The 20409-nt window shown below is 60.5% G+C and carries 19 protein-coding genes; 5 read left to right on the top strand and 14 right to left on the bottom strand.

Translation table 11 applies throughout. The annotated features are described in order from the left end of the window. Positions 1-4 precede the first annotated feature (4 nt). The 6 genes from AC1DU9_RS22290 to AC1DU9_RS22265 all read right to left on the bottom strand — a co-directional run bounded on the left by AC1DU9_RS22290 (position 5) and on the right by AC1DU9_RS22265 (position 6683). The gene (locus tag AC1DU9_RS22290; RefSeq protein WP_223462845.1) at positions 5-1492 is read right to left on the bottom strand and encodes an amidohydrolase family protein; all 1488 of its coding nucleotides are present in this window, start codon (positions 1490-1492) and stop codon (positions 5-7) included. Next, the gene (locus AC1DU9_RS22285) at positions 1489-2685 is read right to left on the bottom strand and encodes an amidohydrolase family protein (RefSeq protein WP_223462846.1); all 1197 of its coding nucleotides are present in this window, start codon (positions 2683-2685) and stop codon (positions 1489-1491) included. Before AC1DU9_RS22285 ends, AC1DU9_RS22290 begins: the two co-directional genes overlap by 4 nt. 139 nt (positions 2686-2824) lie before the next feature. Next, a complete protein-coding gene (locus tag AC1DU9_RS22280; RefSeq protein ID WP_223462847.1) occupies positions 2825-3877 on the bottom strand; it encodes an extracellular solute-binding protein in 1053 nt (350 codons plus the stop codon). Positions 3878-3893: 16 nt separating this feature from the next. Then, complete coding sequence (locus AC1DU9_RS22275; protein ID WP_007995935.1) at positions 3894-4682, bottom strand: ABC transporter permease; 789 nt, start codon at positions 4680-4682, stop codon at positions 3894-3896. Beyond that, the gene (locus AC1DU9_RS22270) at positions 4679-5596 is read right to left on the bottom strand and encodes an ABC transporter permease (protein ID WP_223462848.1); all 918 of its coding nucleotides are present in this window, start codon (positions 5594-5596) and stop codon (positions 4679-4681) included. Before AC1DU9_RS22270 ends, AC1DU9_RS22275 begins: the two co-directional genes overlap by 4 nt. A 1-nt stretch (position 5597) precedes the next feature. Next, complete coding sequence (locus AC1DU9_RS22265) at positions 5598-6683, bottom strand: ABC transporter ATP-binding protein (RefSeq protein ID WP_223462849.1); 1086 nt, start codon at positions 6681-6683, stop codon at positions 5598-5600. A 140-nt stretch (positions 6684-6823) separates the two neighbouring features. Here AC1DU9_RS22265 and AC1DU9_RS22260 point away from each other — a divergent pair, with 140 nt between their 5' ends. The 3 genes from AC1DU9_RS22260 to AC1DU9_RS22250 all read left to right on the top strand — a co-directional run bounded on the left by AC1DU9_RS22260 (position 6824) and on the right by AC1DU9_RS22250 (position 10245). After that, on the top strand, positions 6824-7513 hold the full coding sequence (locus tag AC1DU9_RS22260; RefSeq protein WP_007987445.1) for a GntR family transcriptional regulator: 690 nt from the start codon (positions 6824-6826) through the stop codon (positions 7511-7513). Between the two features lie 214 nt (positions 7514-7727). Beyond that, the gene (locus AC1DU9_RS22255) at positions 7728-9839 is read left to right on the top strand and encodes a hybrid sensor histidine kinase/response regulator (RefSeq protein ID WP_223462850.1); all 2112 of its coding nucleotides are present in this window, start codon (positions 7728-7730) and stop codon (positions 9837-9839) included. Positions 9840-10011: 172 nt separating this feature from the next. After that, positions 10012-10245 carry a DUF465 domain-containing protein gene (locus AC1DU9_RS22250; RefSeq protein WP_223462851.1) on the top strand — a complete coding sequence of 78 codons (234 nt, stop codon included), beginning with the start codon at positions 10012-10014 and terminating at the stop codon, positions 10243-10245. A 273-nt stretch (positions 10246-10518) separates the two neighbouring features. On the opposite strand, the gene AC1DU9_RS22245 is transcribed toward AC1DU9_RS22250, so the two are convergent. The 5 genes from AC1DU9_RS22245 to AC1DU9_RS22225 all read right to left on the bottom strand — a co-directional run bounded on the left by AC1DU9_RS22245 (position 10519) and on the right by AC1DU9_RS22225 (position 14940). Next, entirely contained in the window at positions 10519-11598 is a 1080-nt protein-coding gene (locus AC1DU9_RS22245; RefSeq protein ID WP_223462852.1) for an SMP-30/gluconolactonase/LRE family protein, read from the bottom strand. Beyond that, the gene (locus AC1DU9_RS22240; protein WP_223462853.1) at positions 11595-12740 is read right to left on the bottom strand and encodes a sterol desaturase/SRPBCC family protein; all 1146 of its coding nucleotides are present in this window, start codon (positions 12738-12740) and stop codon (positions 11595-11597) included. The genes AC1DU9_RS22245 and AC1DU9_RS22240 overlap by 4 nt, the downstream gene beginning before the upstream one ends. A gap of 106 nt (positions 12741-12846) precedes the next feature. Beyond that, positions 12847-13710 (bottom strand): LysR family transcriptional regulator, encoded by an 864-nt coding sequence (locus AC1DU9_RS22235; protein WP_223462854.1) that lies wholly within the window; start codon positions 13708-13710, stop codon positions 12847-12849. 140 nt (positions 13711-13850) lie between these two features. Continuing rightward, the gene (locus tag AC1DU9_RS22230) at positions 13851-14165 is read right to left on the bottom strand and encodes an SCP2 sterol-binding domain-containing protein (protein ID WP_015094878.1); all 315 of its coding nucleotides are present in this window, start codon (positions 14163-14165) and stop codon (positions 13851-13853) included. A 64-nt stretch (positions 14166-14229) separates the two neighbouring features. Next, a complete protein-coding gene (locus AC1DU9_RS22225) occupies positions 14230-14940 on the bottom strand; it encodes a histidine phosphatase family protein (protein ID WP_223462855.1) in 711 nt (236 codons plus the stop codon). A 201-nt stretch (positions 14941-15141) separates the two neighbouring features. On the opposite strand from AC1DU9_RS22225, the gene sohB reads away from it, so the two are divergent. Further along, positions 15142-16164 carry a protease SohB gene (gene sohB / locus AC1DU9_RS22220; protein ID WP_223462856.1) on the top strand — a complete coding sequence of 341 codons (1023 nt, stop codon included), beginning with the start codon at positions 15142-15144 and terminating at the stop codon, positions 16162-16164. 168 nt (positions 16165-16332) lie between these two features. Here sohB and AC1DU9_RS22215 read toward each other — a convergent pair whose 3' ends face one another. Both AC1DU9_RS22215 and AC1DU9_RS22210 read right to left on the bottom strand, forming a co-directional pair. Beyond that, positions 16333-16827: a DUF934 domain-containing protein gene (locus AC1DU9_RS22215; RefSeq protein WP_223462857.1), complete on the bottom strand. Its 495-nt coding sequence runs from the start codon at positions 16825-16827 to the stop codon at positions 16333-16335. Next, entirely contained in the window at positions 16811-18469 is a 1659-nt protein-coding gene (locus AC1DU9_RS22210; RefSeq protein WP_223462858.1) for a nitrite/sulfite reductase, read from the bottom strand. The genes AC1DU9_RS22215 and AC1DU9_RS22210 overlap by 17 nt, the downstream gene beginning before the upstream one ends. 523 nt (positions 18470-18992) lie before the next feature. Between AC1DU9_RS22210 and AC1DU9_RS22205 the strand changes: the two genes are divergently transcribed. Then, the gene (locus AC1DU9_RS22205; RefSeq protein WP_223462859.1) at positions 18993-20078 is read left to right on the top strand and encodes an ABC transporter substrate-binding protein; all 1086 of its coding nucleotides are present in this window, start codon (positions 18993-18995) and stop codon (positions 20076-20078) included. 6 nt (positions 20079-20084) lie between these two features. Here AC1DU9_RS22205 and AC1DU9_RS22200 read toward each other — a convergent pair whose 3' ends face one another. Beyond that, positions 20085-20303, bottom strand: a complete 219-nt coding sequence (locus AC1DU9_RS22200; RefSeq protein ID WP_223462860.1) for a DUF2970 domain-containing protein — start codon at positions 20301-20303, stop codon at positions 20085-20087. Between the last annotated feature and the right edge of the window lie 106 nt (positions 20304-20409).

The following is a 20409-nucleotide window of genomic DNA, read 5'->3' as shown; positions in this document are numbered from 1 at the left end:
ATCTCTAGAGAAGTGGATCAATCGCGCTCAGTGGCGAATGTGCGCTGTAGTTGTCGGCGAACGGGATGGCTGGCTGGAACAGGCTTTTCCAGTCCGGCTGGCCAAAGGCCCGGTCGCTGTGGCTGCGCATCAGTTTTTCGAATTGGCGTTGGGCCTGGCGTTGCAGGGCGGGGAAGTCGATGCCCTCGACCTGGCCGTCGTGCATCACGCAGCGGCCGTCGATATAGCTGGCGATGCAGTCGTCGCCACGTCCGGCCAGCACAAGGTTTTTCAGCGGATCGAATAGTGGCCCCAAGTGCATGCCGCGCAGGTTGAACACGGTGATGTCGGCCTTGCACCCCGGCGCCAGCCGACCGAGATCGTCGCGGCCCAACGCCTTGGCGCCGCCGAGGGTCGCGGCGTTGTACAGGTCCAGCGTGCTGGTCAGGTCGTTACCGCCCTCCATAAGGCGGGCGATGTTCAAGCCCTGGCGCATGTTGTCCAGCAAGTCCGCCGGCCAGGTGTCGGTGCCCAGGGCGAAGTTGATGCCCTTGGCCCGATAGCGGCCAAACGAATTCAGTGCCTCGCCGTCCCGGGCAAACACCACCGGGCAATGCACCAGGCTCGCGCCGCCATCGATCACCCGTTGCAGGTCGTCATCGCCTCGGGTGTAGATACCGTGGGGCAGCAGGCTGCGCGGGTTCAACAGCCCAAGCTGCTGCAACCAGCCCAGTGGCGAGGTGCCGCGCAGTTGCTCGACCATTGCCACTTCACCGAGGCCCTGGCAGCAGTGCAAGCGCATCGGTGCGTTCAGCTCCCGACTCAGCGCAGCGGTGCGCTGCAGCAGCGCCGGCGTGCAGGTCTGGATACGATCGGGCAGCAGCGCGCCGCGAGTCAGGCCGTTGTGCGCGCCATCGAAATCCTGGAAAAACCGTTCGGCGGCATCGAGGCCGGCCATGCCCCGGACTTCGTCCCAGTGGTGCGCCAGGGCTCCATCGGTGCGCCAGTAACTCATGCCACTCATGTAGCAGGGACCGAGGTAAGTACGCAGCCCCAACTCGGCCGTCACTGCGGCCACCGCCGCAAGCTCGTCATAGGTCTCGGCCCACTCGCGGTAATACATCGAGGTGATCGGCATGGCCGTGGTGATGCCGTTGCGGATCAGTTGCGTGAAGGCGTAGCGGTATTTGAAGACTTCTTCTTCGGGGCTGTAACTTTCCCGCGATCCACGCGCCAGATACTCCGCCGACCACATCCGGCCCATGGCGCGCTCGTCGCCGTTGTCCAGGGTCAACACGGTGGAGTCGAGATCGCCGAGGGCATCCAGATCGATGAAGCCGGGGCCGATCAGCGCATTACCGTAATCAACCCACTGATCTACCGGCCCCGGATAACCGCGCCCGACAAACTCGATGCGTGAGCCTGCGAACACCACTTCGCCGTCGCGCCAAAGCACATGCTGCGTGCCGTCGAAGCCGACCACGCAACTGGCCCGCAAACCGATGCGCTTCACAGACGGCTGTCCAGCAAACGGCCGCCTGCAGCAATCAATCGACCCGCACGATAGACCTGACGCAATGGCCGCGAAACCACGGCTTCGCCCAGCGTTTGCACCGGCATCAGCAGGAAGTCCGCCAGTTGGCCGATTTCCAGGCGGTTGGCTTCGCACCCCAGCGCCTGGGCGCCGTTGACGGTTGCCGCCGCGAACGCCGCCGCCAGTTCTTCGTCCTTGCTCAGGTCGAAACGAAACGCCAGCAGCATTGCACGCTCGAGCATGTCGCCGTTGCCCATGGGCGACCAGGCATCACGAATGCCGTCCGAGCCCAGGCACAGATTCACCCCGGTTTCGCGCAAGGCCAGGAACGGTGGCACCGCACAATCGGCCGGGGCCGAACTCATCAGCGAAATACCCAGCGTCGCCAGGCGCTCGGCCATCGGTTTGACCTGGCTCCACGGCAACATCCCCAGGCAATACGCGTGGCTGATCATCACCCGGCCCTGGCGGCCGTAGCGCTCTGTGTAGTCGGCGATCAGGGCGATCTGCCACAGGCCCAGCTCACCCTTGTCGTGCAGGTGAATGTCGACGCCACGGTCGAACTCGCTGGCCAGTTTGAACACGAAATCCAGTTGCGCGACAGGGTCGTTGTCGATGCCGCACGGGTCCAGGCCGCCGACGTTCTCCACGCCCAGGGCCATGGCTTCGCGCATCAGTTCGGCGGTGCCGGGGCGACTGATCAGGCCGGTCTGCGGGAACACCACCAGTTGCAGGTCGATCAGGTCGCGGTAGTTTTCGCGCAGTTGCTGCATGGCCTCGACATGGCGCAGGCCGAATTCCGGGTCGATGTCGACGTGGCAACGCATGGTCAGCGAGCCACGGGCGATGCAGTTTTCCAGCAGGGCACCGGCTCGTTGCGCAATCGGTGTTGTGACTTCGCGCAGGATGCGCCGTTCGTTGGTGATGTAGTCCTTGAGGGTCGGGCCAGCGCTGTTGGGGCGCCAGGGTTGGCCCCAGAGGGTCTTGTCCAGGTGCACGTGGCTTTCCACCAGGGCGGGGGTGAGCAGTTGGTTCTGGCCGTCGATGTCGGTGACCAGCAGCTCGGTGGTCGAGGCCGGGCGGCGTTGGCTGAAGCGACCGTTTTCGATCAGCAGGTCTTCGGCGGGGGCGCCGTAGGGGCGCACATTGCGCAGCCAGCGGGGTTGGGTCATACAAACCTCAAATTCAGTGTTGTGTGAGAGGGCCTCATCGCGAGCAGGCTCGCTCCTACAGTGGATCTTCGGCGGTCACAAAATCCCTGTAGGAGCGAGCCTGCTCGCGATGGCCGCGACTCGGTTTCAAGTCAGGCAATCAACCCTTGAGCTTGGCCCAAATGCGGTCCTGCAGTTCCCGCGCCTTGTTGCTGCATTCCTTTTCCGGGCGCAGGCGCGAGGCGAATTCGTCGGGCATGTTGATGGCGTCCATGACCCGCCACTTGGCGTCGATCAGCTTGTCGCTCTGGATGCCATTGGCGTAGGCGATGGCGTTGGACACGGCGGCGGCGTTTTCCGGTTTCATCATCCAGTCGATGAAGATTTTCGCGTTGCCGGGGTGTGGCGCGCTTTTCGGTACCGCGAAGTTGTCCTGGAACATCGCCAGGCCTTCCTTCGGATACACATACTTGATGGTGCTCTTCTGCAAGGTGGCCCGCGCTGTAGAACCGTTCCAGTTCTGCATCATGATCACTTCACCGGAGGCCATGCGGTCGACGGTGTTGTCCGAGCTATACATCTTCAGGAAGGGTTTCTGTTTTTGCAGCAGTTCGAGGATGCGCTTGGCGTCCTGGGGGTTCTCGCTGCATTCGTCGACATTCAGGTAGTGGCTGGCGGCGTTGATCACGCTGCTGGAGGTGTCGAGGGCCGCGAGCTGGCCTTGCAATTCCTTGCGCGGTTCGAAGAACTCTTTCCACGAGTCGTCGAGCTTGCCGCCGGGCACCCGGGCGCTGTCATAGGAAAACCCGGTGGTGCCCCACAGGTACGGCGCCGAGAACTTGCGCCCCGGGTCGAAGCTCGGGTCGCGGAACGCCGGTTTTACGTACTGGAAGTTGGGCAGGGCCGAGGCGTTGATTTCCAGCAACAGGTCCTGGTTGATCAAGGTGCGCATGATCGATTGCGACGGCACGATCACGTCATAGGCCGCGCCACCGGCCTGCAACTTGGCCAGCAGGGTTTCGTTGCTGTCGTAGCCGTCCATGGTGACCTTGATCCCGGTCTCCTTTTCGAACTTGGCCAGCAACTCGACCGGGTAGTAGTCGGTCCAGTTGTAGAAGAACAGTTCCTTGGGCTCGGCGGCCTGGGCGGTGAAAACGGTGAAGCAACTGAGGGCCAGACCGGCGACGCCGTAACGCATGCTTTTCAGGATCATTGTTAACGCTCCAGGCTTATTGTTGTTTGCCGCGCTGTCCCAGCCAGAAGGCCAGCACCACCAGCACGATGGATATCACCAGCATCAGGGTCGAGATCGCGTTGATCTCCGGCGTCACGCCGGCCTTGATGGCCGAGAAGATGTACACCGGCAAGGTGGTCGAACCGGGACCTGCGACGAAGAAAGTCATGATGAAATCGTCGAGGCTGACCACGAACGCCAGCACCGAACCGGACAGCACCGCCGGCCACAGCAGCGGCAAGGTCACCCGACGAAACACCTGCCAGGGGTTGGCGTACAGGTCGTTCGCCGCTTCCAGCAGGCTCTTGTCCAGGTCGTTGAGCCGCGCACGGATTGGCAGGTAAGCGAAGGGAATGCAGAAGCCGATGTGGGCGACGATCACCGTCAGCAAACCGAGCTTGATCCCCAGCGCCATGAACAGCAGCAGGGTGGCGACGGCGGTGACGATCTCCGGCAGGATCAGTGGCAGGTTGATTCCGCCCTCGACCATTTTCTGCCCGTAGAACGGCCGATAAGTTGCCAATGCCGCGAGCAATGCAATGGCTGTGGCACAGACCGTGGCGATGCTGGCGACGATGATCGAGTTCAGCGCCGCGGTCTGGATCGACGGGTTGGCCAGGATCCGTCCGTACCAGGCGAACGAGAACTCGGTCCACACCGTCGCCGAGCGGTTGGCGTTGAAGCTGTAGGCGATCAGCACGAAAATCGGCAGGTACAGATAGGCCAGCATCAACAGGCTGACTTCGCGGGTCAGGGGCAGTTTCTTCAGGTGCAGGGCGATCATGCTCGGGCTCCTGGGCGTTGGGTTTTGGCGGCATTGCGGCTATAGAGGGCGTAGAGCACCAGGGACAGCAACATGATCCCCAGCAACAGGAACGACAGCGAACTGCCCAGCGGCCAGTTGCGCGCGGTGCCGAATTGTTGCTGGATCAGGTTGCCGATCATCAGCGTCTTGCCGCCACCGAGGATTGCCGGGGTAATGAAGGCACCCAGGCTCGGTACGAACACCAGCAAGGCCCCGGCGATCACCCCCGGCATCGACAGCGGCAGGATGATCCGGCGCAACGCATGCCAGCGGTTGGCACCCAGGTCATAGGCTGCCTCCACCAGGCGCCAGTCGAGTTTTTCCAGGGTCGAGTAGATCGGCAGGATCATGAACGGCAGGAAGCTGTAGACCAGGCCGACGCTGACCGCGAAGTCGTTGTAGAGCAGGGTGATGCCCCCGGCTTGCGGCAACAGCGCGTTGAGGCTCTGGGCGACCCAGCCGTGTTCGCGCAGGATGATCAGCCACGCATAGTTGCGGATCAGCAGGTTGGTCCAGAACGGGATGGTGATCAGCAACACCATCAGGTTGCGTCGACGGGGCGTCAGGCTCGACATCCACAGTGCCACCGGGAAGCCGAACAGGAAACACAGGACCGTAGTGCCACCGGCCTGGAACACCGAGCGGATCAGTGCCTGGGCGTAGACCCAGTTCAGTTCCAGTTCACCGTCGAAACCTTCCTGGAAAAACAGCTGAACGTAACTTTGCAATTGCCAGTTGGCCTGCCAGTCGACGCCACCATAGACGTTGCGTGGCAACAGGCTGATGTAGCCCATGATGCCCAGCGGAATGGCGATCAGGGCCAGCAGGGTCAGGACCACCGGGCTGAGCAGCAGCGCACGGTTGAGGGCTGGAGAAGTGCTGCTGACGCTCATCTCAGGCCTCCATCAACAGGCAGGCATGGGGCGGCAGGTTGACCGCGACGCGATCACCCACCACCCGGCCGTGGTTCAGGCCTTCGTTGTTCTCGCGCAGCATGACCTTGATGTCGTTGTTCAGGCGGCATTGGTAGAGCGTGGCCGTGCCGACATACAGCACGGCTTCGATCACGCCGCGCAGGTGATGGGGCTGCGTCGGCTCGACCAGTTGCGAACGTTCGGGGCGAAACGCCAGTTGCACCTTGCTACCGTCGAAGCCCTGGGCCGGGCAGGGGATTTCCACTGGCATGCCGTTGGGCACAAAAAGCTTTTCGTTCTGCTGGCCGCGTTTGAGGTGGCCGGGGAGGAAGTTGATGTCGCCGATGAATTGCGCGACGAACTGATGCTGCGGCCGTTCGTAGATCTCGTTGGGCGTGCCGATCTGCAGGATCTTGCCGGCGGACATCACGGCGATGCGATCGGACAGGGTCAGCGCTTCTTCCTGATCGTGGGTGACGAAAATGAAGGTGATCCCGGCTTCTTTCTGCACACGCTTGAGTTCGACCTGCATTTCCTTGCGCAGCTTGAGGTCCAGGGCCGACAGCGGTTCATCCAGCAAAAGCACTTTGGGTTTCGGTGCCAGGGCCCGGGCCAGAGCCACCCGTTGCTGTTGCCCGCCGGACAGTTCGGCCGGTTTGCGCTTGGCCAGGTGCTCCATTTGAACCAGTGCGAGCATCTCATTGACCCGCTGGGGGATCAGTTTGCGATCAAGGCCCTGCATCTCGAGGCCGAAGGCGATATTCTGCGCAACACTCATGTGCGGAAACAGCGCGTAACTCTGGAACACGGTGTTGACCCGACGCTTGAACGGCGGCAAATCGTTGACCGGCTCGCCCGCGAGGCGGATCTCTCCGTCGCTGACATGCTCGAAACCGGCAATGGTGCGCAGCAGGGTGGTTTTGCCACAGCCAGAGGGGCCGAGCAGGGTGAAGAATTCGTTGTCGGCAATGTCGACCGAGACGTTGTCCAGGGCTGGCGCCAGCCCCGGATCGTCGGAATATCGCTTTGAGACGTTTCGCACTTCGATTGCTATTGGATGACCCATTATGGTGCATTCCTCTAATTATTGTATGCAAAATCTGGATGCAATTTAGAAATACCCGGATTAATCTGCCCGTGCAAGCCCCTTTTTCAAAGGCTGTTCAGTCGCCAGGGTTGGTTGCGCAGGGCGCGAGGAGTTGATGAATGACGGAAAAGAAACTGGAAACCACGGTCGACCGCGTCTACCAAGGGGTTTACGAGGCGATCAGCAAACGCTCGTTGCGTCCGGGCATGAAACTCGGCGAAGCCTCACTGGCCGAGCTATTCAATGTCAGCCGCACGTCCGTTCGGGCCGCGCTCAAGCAACTGGAAGCCGATGGACTGGTCACCACCGAGCCCAATAAAGGTGCGTCGGTGTCGTTGCCGAGTGACGAAGAGATCCGCTCGTTGTTCGAAACCCGGCGTCTGATCGAGATCGGTATCGTCAGCGAACTGTGCCGTCGTCGCGATACGGCGGTGACCCAGGACCTGCGCGATCATTTGCTGCTGGAAGATGAAGCGCATCAGAGCGGTGATCACGAACGGCTGATTCACCTGCTCGGCGAGTTCCACATCAAGCTGGCCCGCAGCCTGAACAACCCGGTGTTGCTCGACTGGTTCCAGAAGCTGATTTCCCGGGCGTCGCTGTATGCCGCCGCACTGGATGACGACAGCCACGAGGCCTGCCGCGACGACGAACACCTGCGGCTGATCGAGTACATCGAAGCGGGCAACCAGAGCGCGGCCATCGAACTGACCTGCATGCATTTGAATGGCATCGAGAAGGCGATCCTCGACGTCGCGGCCACCCTGAAAAGCAGTTACAACCCGCTCAAGCATTTGATCGAGGTCTAGACCCCTCTGAACACCAAACTGTAGGAGCGAGMCTGCTCGCGATAACGACGGTACAGTCGACTTGGATGTCGTCTGACGCACCGCTATCGCGAGCAGGCTCGCTCCTACAAGGATTCTGCAAAGGCCCGCGAGAATCAGCTATACCTCTATGAAACGAATAACGCGCAGGATGCTCGAAACAAACGGGTGCAACTTACCGGGATAGAGCCAGCCGATGCAGTTTCTAGAGGATAGCCACGGGTGCTCCGGGTGGAACGGCGAAATGGCCGGGCGCATTCGTGCGTTCGACTGGAGCCAGACCGAACTTGGCCCACTCGACTCATGGTCCAAAAGCCTGAGCAGTGCGGTGCAGTTGATGCTCGCGTCCCCGCTGCCGATGGTGATGCTCTGGGGCCAGTCCGGGTACATGATCTATAACGACGCTTACTCCAGGTTTGCCGGCGGGCGTCATCCGTACCTGTTGGGGTCTACGGTGGAGCTGGGTTGGCCAGAAGTCGCCGAATTCAATCGCCACGTGGTCGACGCCTGCCTGGCGGGCGGCACCTTGTCCTATCGCAACAAAGAAATGGTGCTGCTGCGTGACGGGGTTCCGGAAGATGTCTGGATGGACCTCTACTACAGCCCGGTGGCTGACGATGACGGACGTCCGGCCGGGGTCATGTCCATGGTTGTGGAAACCACGGAGCGGGTGATATCCGAGCGCCGGCGACAACTGGCTGAAGACGCTTATCGTGCGGATAACGAGCGGGTGCGCCTGGCATTGAACGCCGGTGCCTTGCTCGGTTCCTTTGTCTGGGACATCAAGACCAACGTGTTGTCGGGTGATGAGCGATTCGCTCGCACGTTCTCTTATCCACCCGGGCATGACCTGAGCAACCTGTCACAGGAAATCGCCAAAGGGCGGACCCATCCGGACGACCGTAGCTGGGTCCAGGAACGGGTCACGCTGTCGGTCGAGACTGGCGAACCCTACAACGTCGAGTACCGGATCCAGCGTCCCGACGGCAGTTACTTCTGGGTGCTCGCCAGCGGTTGCTGCGAATTCGATGAGCAAGGCGAGGCGTTTCGTTTCCCTGGTGTGCTGATCGATATTCACGAACGCAAGATCGCCGAAGAGTCCCTGCTCAAGTTCACCCGTAACCTGGAACAGCGGGTGGCTGATGAGGTGGAGGCGCGTCTGGCGGCGGAAGAACAACTGCGCCAGTCACAGAAACTCGAAGCCATCGGCGGCCTCACTGGTGGCGTGGCCCATGACTTCAACAACCTGTTGCAAGTGATCGCCGGCAACCTGCACCTGCTCGCGCGGCATGAGCCGGGTAACACCAATGTGCAGCGCCGGGTCGCGGCGTCGATTGCCGCCGTCGAGCGCGGTGCCAAGCTGTCCTCGCAATTGCTTGCATTCGCCCGTCGCCAACCGTTATCGCCTGCGGTCTTCACACTGCGGCAGATTTTCGATGGCCTGGCGGAGTTGTTGCTGCGTGCCTTGGGTGAAACCCTTCAGGTGCACATGACGGCCCCCGAAGATTCGTGGAATGTGTTTGTCGATCGTAATCAACTGGAAAACGCCATTCTCAATCTGGCGATCAATGCCCGTGACGCCCTTCAAGGCGAGGGCAGGATTGACATTTGCGCGGAAAACATCGTCCTTGATCGCGAATTTTGCGCGGGAAAAGGTATTGCCGCCGGGGACTATGTGCGGGTGTCCGTGGCGGACACCGGCGTCGGCATGCCGCCGCAGGTGCTGGCCCAGGCGTTCGAGCCGTTCTTCACCACCAAGGCCGACGGGCAGGGCACCGGATTGGGCTTGAGCATGGTGTTTGGTTTCGTCAAACAGAGCGGCGGTCATATCGAAATTGCCAGCGGCGTCGGGCAGGGGACTCGGGTGCAGTTGTACTTCCCGCGCACCTTGCGCGCGCCACCCAGCGAAACGCTGAGCCCTGACGTGCCGCAACGGGGTGGGCACGAACGCATCCTGGTGGTCGAAGACAATGAGGCTGTACGGGGGTCGGTGGTGGAGTTGTTGCGCGAAGAGGGCTATCAGATCCTCACGGCCACCAACGGTGACGTTGCCATGCAAATGTTGCTGGAAGGGTTGGCGGTGGACCTGATATTCACCGACGTGGTCATGCCCGGCCTGATCAAGAGTTCGGACCTGGCGGCCTGGGCGAAGGTGCAGGAACCACCGGTAGCCGTACTGTTCACCTCGGGGCATACCCGCGACATCATCTCGCGCAATCACCAGCTCAGCCCCGACACCCACCTGCTGAGCAAACCCTACAATCCCGAAGCACTCAGGCAAATGGTGCGCACGGTGCTTAACGGCTGAAACCGGTGGAGGTGTGGGCGCAGGCAAGGTGTTATCAGGTTGGCGACAGGACGACGAACGGACACCGCTGGTCTGACAGGTGGTCGACAGAACGGGCTGACCGAGGCCATTCTGATAGTTGGTGAACGCAATTGATCGCGATTCGCTGCCGATCAACAAACGGAGGTGTTCCATGCCGGTGCCCCATGACCTTTATCAGGATCTGAAACGTTCAAAGGAAGAAATCCAGCAGAAACGCACCAAGGATCCGTTACTGGATTCACTGCTTAACAAGTATTCCCAGGCGGATGCCGAAGTGGTGAAAGCAGAGGAGGCCAAGTCCAACGATGACATGGTAAGGAGGCTCAAGGAGGTGCGTTTGCAGGTCAAGGACAAGATCGTCAGGCAACTTGGCTCGTCGTCCTGACCCACCAGCCTGCCACCGATGACCTGTGGCTGAACGGCTGGAACGGCAACCAGAACCGGCACCTCGAATGCTCAGAGACCAATGTTATGGCTCTCAACGAGGTGCCTCATGACCCATCCCGAGTTTTCCGGTGAACTGAATGCTGTCCCTGTGGGAGCGAGCTTGCTCGCGATAGCGGAGGGTCAGTCAGCAGTGATATTGAATGTGCCTCAGTCATCGCGAGCAAGCTCGCTCCCACATGGGTTTTGCGGAGAATTCAGGAAGGGGGCCTGCTCATTGCAATGCCTTGCTCAACGGCAATCGCACCATGTTCTGCGCTTTCAGTGAACCGAAATACAGCCAGTCTCCATACTCGCGCACCGTGGTGATGGGCGAGTAGTTGTCGCGGCTGCCGTTCTGCAGGTTGGCGATCACTTTGCCCTCAAGGTCCAGGCCCAGGGCAAACCCGCGTTTTTCCACGGGCTTGGGCAATACGGTCATGGCTCGCACGATCATCTTGCGCACGAACGGATGGGCCGCCGTGCCATCGAGCAAGGCGTTTCGGGGGGCATACAGGGCCACCCAGAAGCGGTCGCGGCCATTGAACGACAGGTTGTCCGGCAGCCCTGGCAGGTTGTCGATGAACAGGTCATGGGTGCCGGCCTTGGGGCCGCTGAGCCAGTAACGGCTGATGCGGTAGGCGCCGGTTTCATTGACCAGCACATAAGCATCGTCCGGCCCCAGGGTCACGCCGTTGGCAAACTCCAGCTTATCCAGCACAACCGACGTCTTGCCGGTCTGGAAGTCGTAACGCAGCAGGCGACCGTCACCACCATGTTCGATTACGGCCTCACCGTCGTGGCCATAGCCGAACCGGCTCGAAGCATCGCTGAAATAGGCGTAGTGACCCGGTTTGTCGATCGCCACATCATCGGTAAAACCGAAGGGAGCGCCGCCGGCCTCTGTGGCCAGGGCCACCAGGCGACCTTGGGCATCGAGGGACAACAAGCCTTTGACCGCATCGGCGATCACCAGCAGACCATTGGGATGACGGGCCAGACCCAATGGCCGGCCTCCGGTAACGGCCAGGACTTTGGTGGTCTTGCCATCCAGGCTGGTGCGGATCAGGCGACCGTCGTGCAGGCCGGTGATGAGTGTGTCGTTTTCCAGCAACAGGGCTTCCGGCCCGTCGATGTTTGCGGCACCCACGCGTTCCACGTCCTTGAGTCGCTGATTGTCGGCGTAGATTCCGCTGTCGAGGGGCGGTGCGGGTTGTGGTGTCCAGGCCACCGGCCGCACCTTGGTGGGCATCAGTAGCAGGAAGGCACCGACGGCGACGATGACCAGCAACAGGCATTTGAAGGCTCTGCTCACGCGCCGACTCCTGTCGCCGTCAAATACTTCTGCGCCATGTCGCGCAATGCCAGCATCGACGCCGCCGATTCCCGATCGATGCGGCGCTTGAGCAGCAACCGGTTGGCTATCCGCATCGCCAGGCCGCTGAATTGATATTCCAGGGTGCGGACGAAACGTGAGTCGTTGCCCTCGGCATCGCATGCATAGGTCACCACCAGCGACAGGCCATGATCACCCTGGGCCCGGGCGCTCCAGCGCCGTCCGGGCAGGTACTCCGCTACCTCCCAGCGCAAGTGTCCGTCGCGGCCACCAGCGCGGATGTCCTCTTCGAAACGTGCGCCGGCATGTAACGGGCCTTTTGGCCCATCGATATGCAGCGACGACGGATGCCATTGCGGCCAAAGGGTCACGGTGCTGGCGTAGGCCAGTACATCGATCGGGTTTCCGGCAATGACAATCTGATGCTGCATGCGGGTCATGGGTGTTCTCGTCAGGTTCAATGGCGCAGGTTCCGGCTCCCAATAGAGGGTGCCGAACAGATAGTCCATCAGCGGGAAAACGATGTTGAAATTACGCTCCTGCATCAGTTCGCGGCGGTGATGCAACTCGTGCAGTCGGCGCATCTGGCGGATCCACGGCAGTCGTGTGACCGGGTTGCGCGACGGCAGGTGCTCGCAGGCATGAAACACTTCATAAGCCAGGTAACCGAGGACAAGAAGGCCGCCGGCCAATCCGGCGATGTTGGTATTGATGTGCTTGAGCAGCCACCAGAGGGGCAGGGCGACGGCGAGGGTATGCAGCACGATCAGCCATGCCGGAAACAGTATCACCCGCCAGTCGCGGGCGCTGTCGTAGGTCATGTGGCCCGGGGTGAAAAAGCTGTGGTGGTCGCCGGCGTGGCGGGCATAAAACAGCCGGGCGAAACCCTTTCTATGATGACCCAGGTGGCGATGCACCATATACACGCCGAGGTTGAACAGCAGCAGCGTGACGGGCACCGCCAGCCATTCTGTTGGCCGCACCTGATGTACGGTGCTCCAGAAAGCGCTGATCGCCAGCGCCCCGAACAACAGGACAAAAGCGCCGTGCAGCCAAGGGTTGTAGAGCGGATGAATGTCGGCGCGGTAACGGCTGCGGAATCCTTCGGTGGTCTGCCTCACTGCAATCACCTGTCGTTATTGTTATCTTTTTCAGATTAGCCGATCCCGGTGATTTGACGGACCGAACCTTGAGGACACAACGGCCATGATCCGGTGCAAACCGGTTTCAGGTCAGCGGGTCCCAGCGTTGCGACCAGTCTTCGTCGGAGTCGATAAACTCGCGCAGCAGGTAGAAGGCGCGTTGCAGTGTCGGCGAGTCACGATCGCGCGAATAGACCAGATAGGTCGGGTAGTTGAATTCCGGCGCCTTGGGCACCCGTTCCAGGGCGCCACTATCCAGATAACTCTGCACGACGCGGGTGCGGAAGTAGCCGCTGCCGCCGTTTTCGAGAAGGTACTGCAGGCCCAGCGGGCCAAGATTGAAGCTCAGCGCAGCCTTGGCTTTTTCCGGCAGGGCGGCGTCGTGCTGGCGTCGGAAGTCAGCGCCCCAATCGATGTACACATAAGGATCTGGCTTGCCGGCCAGGCGCACGAGAATCAGCTTTTCTTCGAGAATCTGCTCGACCTGCAGACGCGGCCAATACTCGGGCTGATACACCAGCGCGGCATCCAGAACGCCCAGCTCCAGCTGACGCAGCAGGTTTTCACCGTCACGGATTTCCATGCGCAAGGCGTGGCTGGGAATGTTCTTGCGGATTTCGCCGGCCCAGCCGAGCATCAGCGGATTACACAGACTCACCTCGCCACCGATGTGCAGCACATCGCGATAACCCTCGGGCAATGGCAGATCACGCCGCGCGGCTTCCCAGGTTTGCACCAGTTGATTGGCATACACCACGAAGGCTTCACCGTTGGGTGTCAGACGGGCGCCGGCACGATTGCGCACGAACAGGGTGCTGCCCAGTTGGCTTTCGAGTTTCTGCACCCGCGCGGTGATCGCGGTCTGGGTGACATGGAGCTTTTCCGCGGCGGCAGCCAGGCTGCCATGGCGGACGATTTCGAGGAAGGTGCGGGCGAGGTCGATGTCCATGGGGCGGCCGGTGTGGGGAGTGCCGACATTGTAAGAGCACCGCCGAACCTGTGGCGAGGGGGCAAAAACGACGAATCCCGCCACTAAGGGCGGGATTCGTTTGCAGCCCTGCACGCTCCCGAAGCTCGGGAGCCCGGTGCTTACGACGGGAACAGTTCGGACAGTTTCATCGCCAGCATCATGTCGCCTTCAGCGCGCAGTTTGCCGCCCATGAACGCTTGCATGCCGTCAGTCGAACCGTCGACGATGCCTTCCAGAGTTTCGCCGTCCATCACCAGGGTCACCTGGGCGTCCGGGTTCTCGCCTTCCTGCAGTTCGCAGGTCTGGTCCTTGACGATCAGCGAGAAGTTCTTGGTGTCGTCGATGCGGAAACCGAAGACCAGGTCCAGACCGGCAGCAGCGGCTGGATTGAACTTGGCTTTCATTGCTTGTACGGCGTCTGCTACGGAGGTCATGGTTCGATCCTTTCTTGGGTAATGAGAGCTGGGTGATTACAGCCAGGGTCACAATAGTCCGGACTCAGCGAAACGTGATGAGTTCCGGGGCCTTCAACAGTTGCAGGTGCGCATGAGCGTTGAAGGAAGCCAGGGCTACCTCGCGACCACGAAACTTAAGCTGGTTGAGCGAGGTGTTGACGATTTGCCAGTTCAATTCAAAGGCCTGCCGGGCAGGCATTTGCGTAATCAGGTGGAGCAGGGCGGTGATGGTGCCGCCGGAGGTGAACACGGCGATTTTCTGGGTGTTGTCGGCTTGGTCGAGGATGCGGTGCAGACCGGCCTGCACCCGCTCGACAAAGCCCAGCCAGCTTTCCAGGCCCGGTGTGTCAAAGGTGCCGGCGAGCCAGCGTTCGATGATCAGGGCGAAGATACGCTGGAACTCACCACGGTTTTGCGCGGCGTTGCGCAGGATGTTCAGGGCTTCGGGTTCGTCCGGCAGCATGGCCGGCAACAGCGCGCGGATCACCGCATCGGCGTCGAACTCGTTGAAGGCGGAATCGGTTTCCAGGATCGGCACCGGCAGGCCCACCGCGGCGAATTGTTCCAGCGCGCTGTTGGCCGTGTGCTGCTGGCGGCGCAGGTCGCCCGCCAGGCAGCGGTCGAAGCTGATACCGAGTTCGGCCAGGTGCCGGCCAAGGATTTCAGCCTGTCGAATGCCGGTCGGCGACAGGACGTCGTAGTCGTCCGCACCAAAAGAAGCCTGGCCATGTCGAATCAAATAGATGCTGCCCACGTCCGCGTCATCCCGGTGCGTTGAAGGTTTGGCGAGGTTATGAGGATGGCGGTGTACTGTCAATGAAAAAACATACGCTTGTTTGAAATGCCCGTTACAGGCCTGTTGCCAGAGGTTTCACGACTGGTCGCAAGGGCGGCGCATGGGTATGCTGGTGGTATCCCGCGCGCTTGCATGCCGCGCAACGTTTAAGGAGTCCCTGTGGAGTTTTTTTCCGAGTACGCCGTTTTCCTGGCCAAGACCGTGACCCTGGTGATCGCCATTCTGGTGGTCCTGGCCAGCTTTGCGGCCTTGCGCAGCAAAGGGCGGCGCAAATCCTCCGGCCAGTTGCAGGTCAGCAAGCTCAATGATTTCTACAAAGGGCTGCGCGAGCGCCTGGAGCAAACCTTGCTCGACAAGGACCAGCTCAAGGCCTTGCGCAAGACGCAGGCTAAAACCGACAAGAAACAGAAGAACAAAACCGAGGCCAAATCCCGGGTGTTCGTGCTGGATTTCAACGGCGATATCAAGGCTTCAGCCACCGAAAGCCTGCGCCACGAAATCACAGCCTTGCTGACCCTTGCCACGCCGAAGGACGAAGTGGTGCTGCGCCTGGAAAGCGGCGGCGGCATGGTTCACAGCTACGGCCTGGCTTCTTCGCAACTGGCACGCATCCGCGAAGCCGGCGTGCCCTTGACCGTGTGCATCGACAAGGTCGCGGCCAGTGGCGGCTACATGATGGCGTGCATCGGCCAGAAGATCATCAGCGCACCCTTCGCGATCCTCGGCTCGATTGGCGTGGTGGCGCAGTTGCCCAACGTCAATCGCCTGCTGAAAAAGCACGACATCGATTTCGAAGTGCTGACCGCCGGTGAATACAAGCGCACCCTGACCGTGTTTGGTGAAAACACCGAGAAGGGGCGGGAGAAGTTCCAGCAGGATCTGGACATCACCCATCAACTGTTCAAGAACTTCGTGTCGCGCTATCGCCCGCAACTGGCTATCGACGAAGTGGCCACCGGTGAAATCTGGCTTGGCGTCGCGGCGCTGGACAAGCATCTGGTCGACGAACTCAAGACCAGCGATGAATACCTCGCCGAGCGGGCCAGGCAGTCCGAGCTCTATCACTTGCATTACACCGAACGCAAAAGCCTGCCAGAGCGCATTGGCATTGCCGCCAGCGGCTCGGTCGATCGGGTGCTACTGAGCTGGTGGAGCCGCTTGACTCAGCAACGCTTCTGGTAAGCCTTTAGCGGGCACCTGCAAAAAATCAAACCGCGGATTTTCCGCGATTTTGATGATCGAGCCAGGCTTTACCGCGATTGGGTAACGATGGGGCGGCCGTTGCCGGTGATCACCGAACAGGCCTGGAGGACGGCCTTGAACCCAGCAAAGAGTTCAAGGCCTGGGACATCAACGGCGACGGAACAGCGGCAGCGGTTCGTCGGTCGCTGCCTGATAGCTCACCGAGAAGTCCTTGAGACCTTCCAGGGCTTCGTGCGGATCTTTGTCGGGGCGAATGGCGAACGCATCGAAACCACAGCGGTGCATGTAGAACAACTGATCGCGCAGCACATCACCAATTGCCCGCAGTTCGCCCTTGAAACCATAACGGTCACGCAGCAGGCGGGCGTTGGAGTAGTTGCGGCCATCGGTGAAGGCCGGGAAGTTCAGGGCGATGACCTGGAACTGCGCCACGTCTTCACCGATTTCCTCGGCCTCTTCATCGGCGTCCAGCCAGATGCCCAGGCCGCCATCGCGGGCCAGGAGCATACGGCTGTGTTCGCGCCACAGCTGCAACGGCACGATGAGATCGTCACAGTTGCTGATCTGGTCGATGTTGAAATCCTTGGGCAGCAGGTGCCAGGTCTCGTCGACGACCTCGTTGTTCTTAATGATTCGCTGCATAGACACGCTCCTTGAAGAGGTCGATGCCAATACGCTGATAGGTGTCGATGAAGCGCTCGTCTTCGGTACGTTGTTCAATGTACACGTCGATCAGCTTTTCGATCACGTCAGGCATGGCTTCCTGGGCAAAGGACGGGCCGAGGATCTTGCCCAGGCTGGCGTCACGGCTGGCGCTGCCGCCGAGGGAAACCTGATAGAACTCTTCGCCTTTCTTGTCCACCCCGAGGATGCCGATGTGACCGACGTGGTGGTGACCACAGGCGTTCATGCAACCGGAGATGTTCAGGTCCAGTTCGCCGATGTCGAACAGGTAGTCCAGGTCGTCGAAACGGCGCTGGATCGATTCGGCGATCGGGATCGACTTGGCGTTGGCCAGGGAGCAGAAGTCGCCACCCGGGCAGCAGATGATGTCGGTCAGCAAACCGATGTTCGGCGTGGCGAAACCTTGCTCACGCAACTCGCCCCACATGGCGAACAGCTGGCTCTGTTCAACGTCGGCCAGGATGATGTTCTGCTCGTGGGAAGTGCGCAGTTGACCGAAACTGTAACGGTCGGCCAGGTCGGCCACGGCGTCGAGCTGTTTGTCGGTGATGTCGCCCGGTGCAACGCCGGTCGGCTTCAGGGACAGGGTCACGGCGACATAACCCGGCTTCTTGTGGGCCAGGGTATTGCGCACGCGCCAGCGGGCAAAGCCCGGATGCTGCTGGTCGAGCTCGGCCAGGGCGGCGGCCTGGTTTTCCAGCGCCTTGTAGTCCGGGTCGACGAAATGCTTGGCGACGCGCTGCACTTCGGCTTCGGTCAAGGTGGTCTGGCCACCGCGAAGGTGTTCCATTTCCGCGTCGACTTTCTGTGCGAAGACTTCAGGCGTCAGCGCTTTCACCAGAATCTTGATCCGCGCCTTGTACTTGTTGTCGCGACGGCCATAGCGGTTGTAGACCCGCAGGATGGCGTCGAGGTAGCTCAACAGGTCTTGCCACGGCAGGAATTCATTGATGAACGCGCCCACGACCGGCGTACGGCCAAGGCCACCACCGACCAGCACGCGGAAACCCAGTTCGCCGGCGGCGTTGTGCACCGGCTCAAGGCCAATGTCGTGGACTTCGATGGCGGCGCGGTCGGAGGTAGAACCGTTGACGGCGATCTTGAACTTGCGCGGCAGATAAGCGAATTCCGGGTGGAACGTGGTCCACTGGCGGACGATCTCGCACCATGGGCGCGGGTCGATCAGCTCATCGAAGGCGACACCGGCGAACTGGTCGGTGGTGACGTTGCGCAGGCAGTTGCCGCTGGTCTGGATCGCGTGCATCTGCACGGTGGCCAGTTCAGCGAGAATGTCTGGAATGTCTTCCACGGCCGGCCAGTTGAACTGCACGTTCTGCCGGGTACTGATGTGGGCGTAGCCCTTGTCGTAGTCACGGGCAATTTTGGCCATCATTCGCACCTGGCGCGAAGTCAGCTGGCCGTAAGGCACGGCGACTCGCAACATAGGCGCGAAACGCTGGATATAAAGGCCATTTTGCAGGCGCAGGGGGCGGAATTCTTCTTCGCTCAGCTCGCCTGCCAGATAGCGTCGGGTCTGATCACGGAACTGCTTTACGCGGTCCTCGATGATCCGCTGATCGTATTCGTCGTATACGTACATATAAGTCCTGTTCTCAGGCTTGGGCCGGTCGGAAACAGCGGCGTTTTTTGGCTTGCTGGCGTCCGATAAAACCTCGGCAATTCTGCGCGCACGGCCGCGCACTCCCTACGGAGCTGGGGCAAGATACCAGTTTGCAGTTATGCGTAAAAGTGATGTTTGAGCATATGTAAAGAACCAAATCGCCTAATGAGAATCGTTGTTGCAAAGCCCTTGTTTGTGGTGCGGGCAATCGTCGTCTTTACTCTGCTCGAGTCTTTATGCAATCACCGATAAAACCGACAAGAGGCGATGCAATGAGCAACCCAACCAAAGCACGGAAAAGCGATAGTACTGTTGATGCCTGGGCAATTTTGTTCCTGATCATTCTGGTCGTGGGGACGGCGGTTTTCTGGGTCAGCCATCAGTAAACGACCCCGTCCGGGCCCGGTTCCGACGATTGTCTGACAAAAACCGGAAAAATCGCCGTTTTACGGAGGCTCGCTGGCTATAATGCGCGGCGAATTTCCGGGGGCTCGGACGATCAATGTTGAAGTTCTTCTGTGGTGCAGTGCTGGCGCTGGGTATGGTCTGGGGACCATGTGTCCAGGCGGCGTCCGTATTGTTCCTCAATCCAGGGACCACCCAGGAGACGTTCTGGGTCAGTTACTCGCAATTCATGCAGGCCGCGGCCAAGGACCTGGGCATGGATTTGCACATCCAGTATTCCGAGCGAAACGCTGAAACCACACTCAAGCAGGCCCGCGAGGCTCTGCAAGGGCCGAATCGACCGGACTATCTGGTGTTCGTCAACGAACTGTACGTTGCGCCCGAAATCCTGCGTCTGGCTCAAGGCAGCGGTGTGAAGCTGTTTTTGGTCAACAACGGCCTGACCGCAGACCAGATGCGCCTACTCGGCGCTCAGCCGGACAAGTATTCCGACTGGTTGGGCAGCCTGGTGCCCAACAATGAGGAGGGCGGCTACTTGATGCTCAAGCAGCTGATTCGCCTGCATCGCCCGGTCGCGCCCGGTCAGGTCATTGATCTGCTGGCCTTTTCCGGCCTGAAGATCACGCCAGCCGCGCAACAGCGTGAGAAGGGCATGATGCGGGCATTGGCCGAACACCCTGAAGTGCGGTTGCGCCAGTTGGTCTATGGCAGCTGGACCCGCGAGCGCGCCTATGAACAGGCCAGGTTGTTGTTCAAGCGTTATCCGCAAACGTCGCTGGTCTGGTCGGCCAACGATGAAATGGCCTTTGGCGCCATGCAGGCTTATGCCGAAACCGGAGGCCAGCCCGGCAAGGACGCGCTATTCAGCGCCATCAACAATTCACCGGCCGCGTTACAGGCGCTGTTGGATGGGCGGTTGAGTGTGCTGTTGGGCGGCCACTTCACTCTGGGTGGTTGGGCGCTGGTGCAGTTGCATGACTACGACCAGGGGGTGGATGTCAGCCAGTATGGTGGGCGCGACCGGCAGGTTCCGTTGTTGCAGCTGATCGATCACGCACAAGCCAGGCGATTGCTGGCTTTGAGCACCACTCAGGATTACGGTGTGGATTTCCAGAAACTCTCGGCCAAGGGGCAGCCGGCGTCCTGGCGCTACCCGTTCAGTCTGCAAGCCCTGATGCACTGAGTCGGTTCAGATACCCGCCAGGTGCAACACCAGTTTGACGATGCCAAACAGTGTCAACGCGAACACTGCCGTGAACAGAATCCCCAGAATCACGAAATGACTCGGCTTACCGTGAGTGAAGTCACGCGCCCGGTTTTTCCCGCTTTGCACCCCGAACGCCGCGGCCATGACGCTGTGCAGCATTTGCCAGAAGGTTGGTGGCTTGTTGTCGACTGGATCGTCCATAAAACCCTCGTCATCAATACATGAGAGGTAAGCATAGACAATACACCCGAAACCTGTGGGAGCGTGGCTTGCCCGCGATGGACGCGCCGCGGTTTCACAGGGAAAA

This window comes from Pseudomonas sp. P4_C1 (assembly GCF_056402155.1).
Note: the sequence above shows the minus strand (reverse complement) of the source record. Positions and strands in the feature narration are given on the sequence as shown.

Bases quoted from the DNA above. Each gene is read 5' to 3' on its own strand.
- AC1DU9_RS22205 (WP_223462859.1), top strand. From the start codon at position 18,993: ATGTTGAAGTTCTTCTGTGGTGCAGTGCTGGCGCTGGGTATGGTCTGG.
- AC1DU9_RS22210 (WP_223462858.1), bottom strand. From the start codon at position 18,469: ATGTACGTATACGACGAATACGATCAGCGGATCATCGAGGACCGCGTA.
- AC1DU9_RS22270 (WP_223462848.1), bottom strand. From the start codon at position 5,596: ATGAGCGTCAGCAGCACTTCTCCAGCCCTCAACCGTGCGCTGCTGCTC.
- AC1DU9_RS22200 (WP_223462860.1), bottom strand. From the start codon at position 20,303: ATGGACGATCCAGTCGACAACAAGCCACCAACCTTCTGGCAAATGCTG.
- AC1DU9_RS22215 (WP_223462857.1), bottom strand. From the start codon at position 16,827: ATGCAGCGAATCATTAAGAACAACGAGGTCGTCGACGAGACCTGGCAC.
- AC1DU9_RS22275 (WP_007995935.1), bottom strand. From the start codon at position 4,682: ATGATCGCCCTGCACCTGAAGAAACTGCCCCTGACCCGCGAAGTCAGC.
- AC1DU9_RS22255 (WP_223462850.1), top strand. From the start codon at position 7,728: ATGCAGTTTCTAGAGGATAGCCACGGGTGCTCCGGGTGGAACGGCGAA.
- AC1DU9_RS22280 (WP_223462847.1), bottom strand. From the start codon at position 3,877: ATGATCCTGAAAAGCATGCGTTACGGCGTCGCCGGTCTGGCCCTCAGT.
- AC1DU9_RS22230 (WP_015094878.1), bottom strand. From the start codon at position 14,165: ATGACCTCCGTAGCAGACGCCGTACAAGCAATGAAAGCCAAGTTCAAT.
- AC1DU9_RS22250 (WP_223462851.1), top strand. From the start codon at position 10,012: ATGCCGGTGCCCCATGACCTTTATCAGGATCTGAAACGTTCAAAGGAA.
- AC1DU9_RS22260 (WP_007987445.1), top strand. From the start codon at position 6,824: ATGACGGAAAAGAAACTGGAAACCACGGTCGACCGCGTCTACCAAGGG.
- AC1DU9_RS22265 (WP_223462849.1), bottom strand. From the start codon at position 6,683: ATGGGTCATCCAATAGCAATCGAAGTGCGAAACGTCTCAAAGCGATAT.
- AC1DU9_RS22285 (WP_223462846.1), bottom strand. From the start codon at position 2,685: ATGACCCAACCCCGCTGGCTGCGCAATGTGCGCCCCTACGGCGCCCCC.
- AC1DU9_RS22235 (WP_223462854.1), bottom strand. From the start codon at position 13,710: ATGGACATCGACCTCGCCCGCACCTTCCTCGAAATCGTCCGCCATGGC.